We start from the raw sequence: 7,995 nt of genomic DNA on the forward strand, positions 1-7,995 counted from the left end.
GCCGCATCAGCGGCCCCGCCGCGAGCAGCGCCGCGAGCGTCAGCAGCAGCACGAGGAGCAGCGCGCCAAAGATGACGAAGGCGCGGTCGAGCCCGTTGTTCTGCGACACCAGCAGCATCACCGATGCGATCGACCCCGGCCCCGCGAGCATCGGCATCGCCATCGGAAAGACCGAGACATCCTCGACCTCGGGGGTCGCCTTGACCTTTTCGGCGCGCTGTTCGCGGCGCTCGGTGCGCTTTTCGAACACCATGTCGATCGCGATGATGAACAGCATCAAGCCGCCGGCGATGCGGAAACTGTCGAGGTCGATGTGCAGGAAGCTGAGCAAAGCCTCGCCGAACATCGCGAAAAAGATCAGGATACCGCCCGCGATGATCGTCGCGCGGATCGCCATCGACCGCCGCTGCGCCGCATTGGCGCCCGTCGTCAGGCTGGCATAAATCGGCGCGCACCCCGGCGGGTCGATCACCACGAACAGCGTGACGAAGGCCGAGATGAAGAGGTCGAGCATCAGTTTTGCGGGGCCGGGGCGGCGACCTGGTCGTCGATGACTTGCTGCATCGCGGTGCCGTCCCACAGCCGGACCGTGACGCGCCGTGCGCCGTCGGGCTGGACGACCGAGGTCCAGCTCAACGTCTGGTCGGGCGACAGGCCGACCGCGCGGTCCTCGCCCTCGGTTCCGCCGTCGATCGCGACGCCGGGCCGCGACCCGCATTTCGCCTGTTTCGACGCGATGAAATCGGGCGCCTCGCGCGGCGTCGTCAGCGCGTCGCCATGATCGAGGATCCAGGCCATCTTGCCCTTCTTGGGATCGCGCAGCCACACGGTGGTGAAATAGCCGTTCGCCGGCCCCTTCTGCCACGCGCCGGTGGTGACGCCGACATTGCCGTCGCAGCTGACATAGACCGCGTGCGGCTGCCACTTCACCGCCTCGGCAGGGTCCTTCTGCGACTTCAGCCAGTCGCGCGCCTTCACCCGCTGCGGCACGAACATCACCGCCTCGGGCGCCGCCGTCTCGCGGAATGCGGTCCACTGCCCCTTTTCCTGCGCGAGCCGCGCAAAGGCGATTTCGGCGGCGATGAAGCCGCTGGGGTTGGCGGCGAGCGGACGGTCGCGCTCGCGCGCCGTCACCCCGCCGGCGGCAACGAGCGCCAGCGCGGCGGCAGCGGCCAGCGCGCGGCGCATCAGAAACCCTCCGGATCGGCAAGACCCGCGCGGCGGTGCGCCGCGACGAGCGTGTTGCGGAGCAGGCAGGCGATGGTCATCGGACCGACGCCACCCGGAACGGGGGTGACCGCATCGGCAACCGCCAACACCTGCGCATAGTCGACGTCGCCGACCAGCCGGCCCTTCGCTTCGCCCTCTGCGGGCGCGAGCCGGTTGATCCCGACGTCGATGACGACCGCGCCGGGCTTGATCCAGTCGCCCTTCACCATTTCGGCGCGGCCGACCGCCGCGACGACGATATCGGCGCGGCGCACCGCGTCGGCGAGATCTCTTGTCCGGCTATGCGCCATCGTCACCGTGCAGTTCGCGCCGAGCAGCAGCGCCGCCATCGGCTTGCCGACGAGGATCGAGCGGCCGACGACGATCGCGTCCTTGCCGCTGAGATCGCCGAGTTGGTCCTGCAGCAGCAGCAGGCAGCCATAGGGCGTGCAGGGCACCATGCCGGGGATACCGAGCGCGAGACGGCCGGCGCTGACCGGGGTCAGCCCGTCGACATCCTTGTCGGGATCGATCGTCGCCACCGCCGCCTGTTCGTCGAGATGGCCGGGCAAGGGAAGCTGGAGCAGGATACCGTCGACCGCATCGTCGACGTTGAGCGTCGCGAGCAGGCCCTCGACCTCGGCCTGCGTCGCGGTGGCGGGAAGGCGATGCTCGAAGCTCGCCATGCCCGCGGCAACCGTCGCCTTGCCCTTCGACCCGACATAGACCGCGCTCGCCGGATCGTCGCCGACGAGCACCACCGCAAGTCCCGGCGCGCGGCCGGTCGCCGCCGTAAAGGCGGGGACAGCGTCGGCGATCCGGGCGCGAAGCCCTGCCGCAAACGCCTTGCCGTCGATCACCGCCGCCGCCATCGGTCAGGCCAGGCCGGAATTGATGCCGAGCTGCACCAGATAGGTCATCACCGGTCCGCGAATGATGATGAGCAGGATCAGCACGACCATCGGGGTCAGGTCGATGCCGCCGAAATCGGGCATGATGCGGCGGATCGGGCGATAGAGCGGTTCGGTGATGCGTTCGAGCACCAGCCACAATTGCCGGACGAACTCATTGTGGGTGTTGATGACGTTGAAGGCGAGCAGCCACGACATCACCGCCTGGACGATGATGATCCACCACAGGATGTTGAGCAGGATCGCCAGGATATCGAGGAACATGAAGTACAAGGACTGTCTCCGGGAGAGCCGAGAAGGCGCCCCTCTTAGCGGTGAATGAGCGTGCCCGCACCCCGTGCGGTGAAAATTTCAAGCAGCATCGCGTGCGGCACGCGGCCGTCGAGGATGACCGCCGCCTCGACCCCCGCATCGACCGCCGCGACGCAGGTTTCGACCTTGGGGATCATGCCGCCGGTGATCGTCTCGTCAGCCTTGAGCGCATCGATCGCGGTGCGGTCGAGGTCGGTCAGGAGATTCTTCTCCTTGTCGAGCACCCCGGCAACGTCGGTAAGCAGAAAGAAACGCTTGGCTCCCAGCGCGCCCGCAATAGCCCCCGCCATCGTATCGGCGTTGATATTATAGGTCGCGCCATCGGCGCCGAGCGCGACGGGCGCGACGATCGGGATGAAATTGTCCTTGGTCAGGTTCTGCAAAATCGTCGGATCGACCGCGACGGGTTCGCCCACGAAGCCCAAGTCGACATGGCGCTCGATCCCCGAATTGGGGTCGGGCTCGGTGCGCTTGACCTTTTCGGCGAGCACCAGATTGGCGTCCTTGCCCGAAATGCCCACTGCGCGACCACCAAGCGCGGCGATCCAGCTGACGATTTCCTTGTTGATCTTGCCCGCGAGCACCATCTCGGCGACCTCGGCGGTCGCCGCGTCGGTGACGCGCAAGCCCCCGACGAAGGTCGATTCGATCCCGAGCTGTTTCAGCATCGCGCCGATCTGCGGCCCGCCGCCATGGACGACCACCGGGTTGATCCCGACCGCCTTCAAGAGCACGACATCCTCGGCGAAGTCGCGCTGCGCCTCGGGGTCGCCCATCGCGTGGCCGCCATATTTGATGACGAAGGTCTCGCCGGCATAGCGCTGCAAATAGGGCAGCGCCTCGACGAGCGTCTCGGCCTTGGCGAGCATCGCGGGATCGGGGGCGTGGTTCATGCCGCCACCTGCTTGGCATCGAGGCTGCGACCGAGCGCGACCAGACCGGTGATGACGAAGGGGATGACGAGGATCGACAGCGTGACCTTTGCGAGCATCTGCCCGCCCATCAGATTGGCGATCGGAAAGACGCCGTAGAAGGCGATGGTGACGAACAGCAGGGTATCGACGATCTGGCTGAGCGCGCTGGCAATCGCGCCGCGGATAGCGAGCCAGGCCGAACCCGTCCCGGCGCCTTCACGCCCGCGCAGTCGCGAAAAGATGGTGACGTTCAGGAATTGCGAGGTGCCATAGGCGACGATTCCCGCCGCCATCAGCCGCGGCCCTTGTCCCAGGATCAGGTCGAACGCGGCGAGCCGGTCGGACTGCATTTCGGGCGAAGCCGGCAACGCAAGCACCAGCGAGATCAACAGGATCGACAGGACCAGCGGCACGAAGCCCCAGAGCACCAGGCGGTTCGCGGCCCCCTGCCCGTGCAGTTCGGACACGCTGCTCGACAGCGCGACGAGCACCAGAAAGGGGAATATCCCGGCCTCGACCGCCAGCCAGCCACCCAGTGCGACCTGCTTGTTCCCGAGCACCCCGGCGAGCACCACCATGCCGCCATAGATTATCGTGAACAGAAAGAGCGAGGGCGAAAGCGTGCGCGGCAGCGCCGTCGTGGAGGTGTCGGTCATCGGCGCGCGATAGTCGCTTTTGCGTGGATAGGAAAGATGCTGGTCAGTCGGCAGGGTTATGCTTCGCCAGAAACGCCTCGATCGCGGTCAGCAAGGTCGTCCGGTCGGCCTCGCGGGTAAAATAATGGTCGGCGAGCGGGATCGAGACGAATTCGACCGATTTTCCTGCCTTGGTCATCGCGCTGTACATCTTCGCCGACTGGACATGGTCGACGGTGACGTCCTTCTTGCCATGGATCAAAAGCAGCGGCGTCCTGATCCGGTCGATCGCGTTGATCGGCGATACCGCCGCGAAATCGGGGGTCATTTTCTGCCACTGGTCGCGGTAGAGGCGCGAATGGACCTTGCCGCCGAAGTCGTTGACCTCGCGTCGCAGGTTCGAGACGCCGTTGATCGACACCGCGCAGCGATATTGGTCGGGATCCTTGGCGATTCCCCACATGGCCGCATACCCGCCGTAGGAGGCACCGACGATGCAAACGCGCTTCGGGTCGGCGATCTTCTCGGCGACCGCCCAGCGCACGCCGTCGGTCACATCGTCCTGCATCGCGAAGCCGAGCTGTCCCTGCCCCGCCTTCAGGAACTTTTCGCCATAGCCGGTCGAGCCGCGGAAATTGGGCTGGAGCACCGCATAGCCGCGTTCCGCGAGGAACTGTGCCCAATAATCATAGCTCAGCGTGTCATGGCCCCAAGGGCCGCCATGCGGCATGACGATCAGCGGCAGGTTTTCCTTGGCGCGGCCGCGCGGCATCGTCAGCACGCCCTCGATCTCGAGCCCGTCGCGCGCCTTGTACTGGACGAGCCGCGAACGCGACAGCCGCTTGCCGCCGATCGCTTCGTTCACCGAGGCGAGTTTCGACAAATTATTCGTGGTCGCGTCATAATAATAGAAGAGCCCCGGATTGTCGGGGGTGCTGATCCGGACGAGCAGCTTCGACAGGTCGCGGCTGTAGCTTTCGATGCGGACCTTCGACTGCGGCGAGGCCGCGTCGAGTTCCTTCTGATGCGCTGCCATCGCGGGGTCGATCCACTGGATCGGCTTGGCATTGTCGGAGGTGTAGAAGCCGATCAACCGCGATCCGTCGGGCGAGCGGATCGCGCCTTCGATGTCGGCGGCCGGGACTTCGTGTGCGATCCGCAGTTGCTTGCCCGTCGAAAGGTCATTTTCGGCGATCACCGTGCGCCCGTCGGGAGCATCGGCATAGACGAGGCCGTTGTCGGTGCCGGGCACGAATACGAAGGGAATAGAGAGGCGCTCCTCGTCGCGAAGCGAGGCGCTGTCGATCGAGCGGAACACCGATTTTCCGTCGCCGCGATAGATGAGCGTCGATTTGGTCGTGTTGTCGCGATAGCCGATGCCGTAACGCACCCGGCCGAGATGGTCGGCGCCCCAGTCGAGCACGCTGCCCCGCGCATTGACCTCGGTCCGCTTGCGCCCGGTGGCGACATCGACGCGATAGACGGCGGGCCAGAAATCCTCGCCTTCATAGATGCTATTCTGTCCCGCAACGAGGATTTCGGTGCTGCCGTCGGTCGGGACCCAGACAACGCTCGATGCATCCTGCCCCTTGAGATCCCAGAGCAGGCGCGTGGGCTTGCCGGTGGTACGGTTGATACTGATCAGCCGCGAGATATACCAATTGTCGGTTTCGACCGGCAGCAGCGCGCGCAGGCCGACGATGATATTGTCGTCGCCGACCCATTGCAGCCAGTCGACTTCGGTGAGGTCGGGGACGCCGACGAAGATCGACTGGCTGGCATCGCCGCCGATCGGAATGATGCCGATGCGCTGTTCGCCCTTGATCGCGAACAAGCCCGCGAGATGGCGGCCGTCGGGCGATAGCTCGGCATTTTCGATGAAGGGCAACCGCGCGAAGGTCGCGGTTGGGAGCGGTTCGATCGGCTTTGCAGCGGGCGTGCTGGCGCCGGCGGTACCGCCGTCCTGCGCCAGAACCGACGGTGAAACGGCGAGCAGAACCCCCGCCAACATCAAACGAAACATGCGCCCCCCCCCAAACAATAGGCCCATGTCTAGAAAGGAAATTCCTGCGCGCCAAGCGCCATTGCTGCGACGGACCGTGATCGCCGCCCTTGCCCCCGCCGCCCAGCCCGCTAGACAGGCGCAATAAACTTGCGGGGGACGCACTCTTATTATGGAACGCCTGATCGGTCTGCTCGGTATCATCGCATTGCTTGCGATCGCCGTGCTGTTTTCGTCGAACCGCCGCTGGATCCGCCCGCGCGTCGTCGTGCCCGCCTTCCTGCTGCAAGCCGGTTTCGCGCTGCTCGTGCTCGGCACGCCGTGGGGCCGCGCGATCATCGGCGCGATGTCGACCGGCGTGTCGAACCTGCTGAGCTATGCCGACGAAGGCACGAAATTCCTGTTCGGCGAGGTGCTGACCCAGCCGCCTTATGGCAAGGCGGTGTTCGCGATCGGCGCGCTGCCGGTGATCGTCTTCTTCGCCTCGTTGATCTCGGTCCTCTATTATCTGGGCGTGATGCAGCAGATCATCAAATGGGTCGGCGGCGGCATCCAGAAGATCACCGGCGTCACCAAGGTCGAGAGCCTGGGCGCGGCAGCGAATATCTTCGTCGGGCAGAGCGAAAGCCCGCTCGTCATCCGTCCCTATCTCGCAGGGCTGACCCCGTCGCAGCTGTTCACGATCATGACCGTCGGCATGGCCGGGGTCGCGGGCACGATCCTCGGCGCCTATGCCGGGATGATCGGCGAGCATCTGCTCCCCTATCTGCTCGCCGCGAGCTTCATGTCGGCGCCCGGCGGCATCCTGATGGCCAAGATCATCATGCCCGACGACCCCAAGGATATCGGCATCGAGCCGATCGTCATGCCCGAGGCGAGCCACGACGAGGAAAAGCCCGCCAATATCATCATGGCCGCAGCGCAGGGGGCGCAGACCGGCGTCAAGCTGGCGGTCGCGGTCGGCGCGATGGTGCTGGCGTTCGTCGCGCTGGTCGCGCTTGCCAACGGCCTGCTCGCGGGCATCGGCGGCTGGTTCCATATCGAGGGTCTGTCGTTCCAGTCGATCATCGGCCAGATCTTCCGCCCGGTGATGTGGCTGATGGGCGTGCCCTGGTCCGAATCGGACGCAGTCGGCGCGCTGTTCGGCAGCAAGATCGTGCTCAACGAGTTCGTCGCCTTCATCGACCTCGGCAATATGCAAAAGGCCGGCGGGCTGTCGCCGGTGTCGATCGCGATCGGTACCTTTGCGCTGTGCGGTTTCGCCAATTTCAGCTCGATTGCGATCCAGATGGCGGTGACCGGCAGCCTCGCGCCGAACCAGCGCCCGATGATCGCCAAGCTGGGGCTGAAGGCGCTGCTCGCGGGCAGCCTGTCTAACCTGATGTCGGCGGCGCTCGCGGGGTTGATCCTGAGCGTCACTCCGCCGCTCGCGACCCCCGAACCCGCAGCGGCCGCACCGGCGTCCGCCGCCGCGACGCCGGCCACCCCTCCCCCCGCTGCTGCGCCGGAGACGGCGACGCCGGCAGCGGGCGAGACGCCCGAGGCAGCGACCAAGCAGCCCTGACGCTTCCCCCCGCGGCCCGGCGCCGGCTGCGGTTTATCCCGATGAAATTTGCGCGCTTTCCGACTCTGCGATAAACTGGTTTCAACAACGAGTCTCCGGGTCGCCGTAACAAGGAGAGCGTTTATGAAAGCCGTGCATCGTCTGTCCATCGTCGGCGCCGCCGCCGCGGTGCTGACCGGAGGGGTGCTTGCCACCTCGACCGCGCAAACCCCCGACGAACGGATGTACCGCCCGCCCGAAGCGACGATCTATCGCGACGCCGCCTATCGCGGTCCCGCCGTCTTCATCGGCGAGGCGAAGACCAATCTCGGGCTTGCCTGGCCGGTCAATTCGATCCGCGTCGCGAGTGGTCGCTGGGAGCTTTGCGAAAAGACGCGCTATCGTGGCAATTGCCGCACCGTCGATCGCGACACCCCGATGCTCGGCAGCGTGCTGCGCGGGATGACTG

8 protein-coding genes and 1 pseudogene are annotated in these 7,995 nt (G+C 65.8%); 2 read left to right on the forward strand and 7 right to left on the reverse strand.

What is annotated here, in order from left to right:
* From B1A78_RS18935 to B1A78_RS18965, 7 genes are all read right to left on the reverse strand, one after another.
* Window positions 1–514 (reverse strand): MarC family protein (locus B1A78_RS18935; RefSeq protein ID WP_077148462.1); only part of this gene is annotated, 514 nt, incomplete at its 3' end.
* Window positions 514–1,188 (reverse strand): hypothetical protein, encoded by a 675-nt coding sequence (locus tag B1A78_RS18940; protein WP_077148455.1) that lies wholly within the window; start codon window positions 1,186–1,188, stop codon window positions 514–516. The genes B1A78_RS18935 and B1A78_RS18940, both read right to left, overlap by 1 nt.
* The gene (gene folD / locus B1A78_RS18945) at window positions 1,188–2,081 is read right to left on the reverse strand and encodes a bifunctional methylenetetrahydrofolate dehydrogenase/methenyltetrahydrofolate cyclohydrolase FolD (RefSeq protein WP_077148456.1); all 894 of its coding nucleotides are present in this window, start codon (window positions 2,079–2,081) and stop codon (window positions 1,188–1,190) included. Before folD ends, B1A78_RS18940 begins: the two co-directional genes overlap by 1 nt.
* A gap of 3 nt (window positions 2,082–2,084) precedes the next feature.
* Window positions 2,085–2,384 (reverse strand): YggT family protein, encoded by a 300-nt coding sequence (locus B1A78_RS18950; RefSeq protein WP_077148457.1) that lies wholly within the window; start codon window positions 2,382–2,384, stop codon window positions 2,085–2,087.
* Window positions 2,385–2,428: 44 nt separating this feature from the next.
* Entirely contained in the window at window positions 2,429–3,325 is an 897-nt protein-coding gene (gene argB / locus B1A78_RS18955) for an acetylglutamate kinase (RefSeq protein ID WP_077148458.1), read from the reverse strand.
* Window positions 3,322–4,002 (reverse strand): queuosine precursor transporter, encoded by a 681-nt coding sequence (locus B1A78_RS18960; RefSeq protein ID WP_077148459.1) that lies wholly within the window; start codon window positions 4,000–4,002, stop codon window positions 3,322–3,324. The genes argB and B1A78_RS18960 overlap by 4 nt, the downstream gene beginning before the upstream one ends.
* Window positions 4,003–4,045: 43 nt before the next feature.
* Entirely contained in the window at window positions 4,046–6,004 is a 1,959-nt protein-coding gene (locus tag B1A78_RS18965; RefSeq protein ID WP_077148460.1) for a S9 family peptidase, read from the reverse strand.
* Between the two features lie 151 nt (window positions 6,005–6,155).
* On the opposite strand from B1A78_RS18965, the gene B1A78_RS18970 reads away from it, so the two are divergent.
* Both B1A78_RS18970 and B1A78_RS18975 read left to right on the forward strand, forming a co-directional pair.
* Window positions 6,156–7,547, forward strand: a complete 1,392-nt coding sequence (locus tag B1A78_RS18970; protein ID WP_077148461.1) for a NupC/NupG family nucleoside CNT transporter — start codon at window positions 6,156–6,158, stop codon at window positions 7,545–7,547.
* A 123-nt stretch (window positions 7,548–7,670) separates the two neighbouring features.
* Window positions 7,671–7,995 (forward strand): annotated as a pseudogene (locus tag B1A78_RS18975) (beta/gamma crystallin-related protein); the annotation flags it as partial.

The sequence above is a fragment of the Sphingopyxis sp. KK2 genome (assembly GCF_001990265.1).
GTDB lineage: Bacteria > Pseudomonadota > Alphaproteobacteria > Sphingomonadales > Sphingomonadaceae > Sphingopyxis.